At 59.1% G+C, this 1,316-nt stretch carries 2 protein-coding genes; one reads left to right on the forward strand and one right to left on the reverse strand.

Annotated features, from left to right (window positions below):
- The first annotated feature begins 287 nt into the window (after positions 1-287).
- Positions 288-1,004 (forward strand): sugar transferase, encoded by a 717-nt coding sequence (locus JNB85_RS30420; RefSeq protein WP_420852309.1) that lies wholly within the window; start codon positions 288-290, stop codon positions 1,002-1,004.
- Between the two features lie 25 nt (positions 1,005-1,029).
- On the opposite strand, the gene JNB85_RS30425 is transcribed toward JNB85_RS30420, so the two are convergent.
- A partial coding sequence (locus JNB85_RS30425) for a helix-turn-helix domain-containing protein (RefSeq protein WP_220338118.1) occupies positions 1,030-1,316 on the reverse strand: 287 nt, incomplete at its 5' end.

Below are 1,316 nucleotides of genomic sequence, written 5' to 3' on the forward strand. Positions count from 1 at the left end.
ATCGGCCAAGCACATAAGATTGCTAATAAAAACCCCGGTTGAAAATTAAAACTCCTGATTTTGCATAAACTTAACGCAACTGCGAAGTTTGCTGCGATGCGAAATTTCTCTGGACTCGGTTAAACAAATGTCGCAAATTTAGGATGTAGTAGGGTTAAACGTCGCCTAACACCGTAGTGCCTTAATCTGGCGCTAACCAAGCCAGCGAATGACACCGCCGAAAGCTTCAACGTCCCAAGCTTCGAAATCCAAAGCTTCAAAATACAAAGGGTAGATCCTTGAGCGTCATGGACCTTAACAAGAGTATTTCTGAAGAGAGCTTTCGCGTTGCCCCTGTTCGTCAGGTCAACGCGAGGTTCCCTGTTGCCGCACTCGACAGCATCCCCGCCCCGCCCGCCTCCGTGCAGTTCGCGCTGAAGCGGGCCTTCGATATTGTCGCCGCGGTCAGCGCCCTCATCGTGCTGGCGCCGCTTCTTCTGGTCGTCGCCGCCCTGATCAAGATGGACAGTCCCGGTCCGGTGCTCTTCAAGCAGACCCGCTGGGGCAAGAACTGCCGGGCCATCAAGGTCTACAAGTTCCGCTCGATGCGCACGGACATGCAGGATGTCACCGGCGTTGCCCAGACCGTGAAGAACGATCCGCGCGTCACCCGCGTCGGCGCTTTCCTGCGCCGCTCCAACATCGACGAGCTGCCGCAGCTTCTCAACGTGCTGAAGGGCGACATGTCGGTCGTCGGACCGCGCTGCCATGCCATCGGCATGCGCGCCGGCGGCATGCTCTACGAAGAGCTGGTTCCGGAATATCATCACCGCCACGCCATGCGGCCCGGCATCACCGGTCTGGCGCAGATGCGCGGCCTGCGCGGCCCGACCGACCGCCCGGCCAAGGCGCGCGCCCGCATCGCCAGCGACCTCCACTATGTCGAGAACTTCTCGCTGTTGATGGATATCCGCATCATCATCGGAACGCTGATTTCCGAGCTGAACGGCGGCAAAGGCTTCTGATTGGAAAGAAGAAAAGTATCGGCTGCTACAGCAGCCGATACCGGAATGCCCGGGCGACCGCCTGCATGCGGTTGACCGAATCCAGCTTGCGCATCGCGCTCTTCAGATATCCCACCACCGTATGCGGCGACAGATCGAGAATGATCGCAATCTCGTCGCTGCTCTTGCCCGCAGCCGACCAGCGCAGGCATTCGATCTCCCGCCGGGTCAGGCTTTCCGATGGCCGGTCGTCCGGCTTTTCTGCGCTCGCCAGCCTGTCTAAAAGCTCCATGCAGCCATAAACCAGCGCCATCGCCGCCTCGCGGCTGGGCA

It is taken from the genome of Rhizobium mesosinicum, assembly GCF_019511345.1.
GTDB classification, from domain to species: domain Bacteria; phylum Pseudomonadota; class Alphaproteobacteria; order Rhizobiales; family Rhizobiaceae; genus Rhizobium; species Rhizobium mesosinicum.

Bases quoted from the DNA above. Each gene is read 5' to 3' on its own strand.
- JNB85_RS30420 (WP_420852309.1), top strand. From the start codon at position 288: ATGGACCTTAACAAGAGTATTTCTGAAGAGAGCTTTCGCGTTGCCCCT.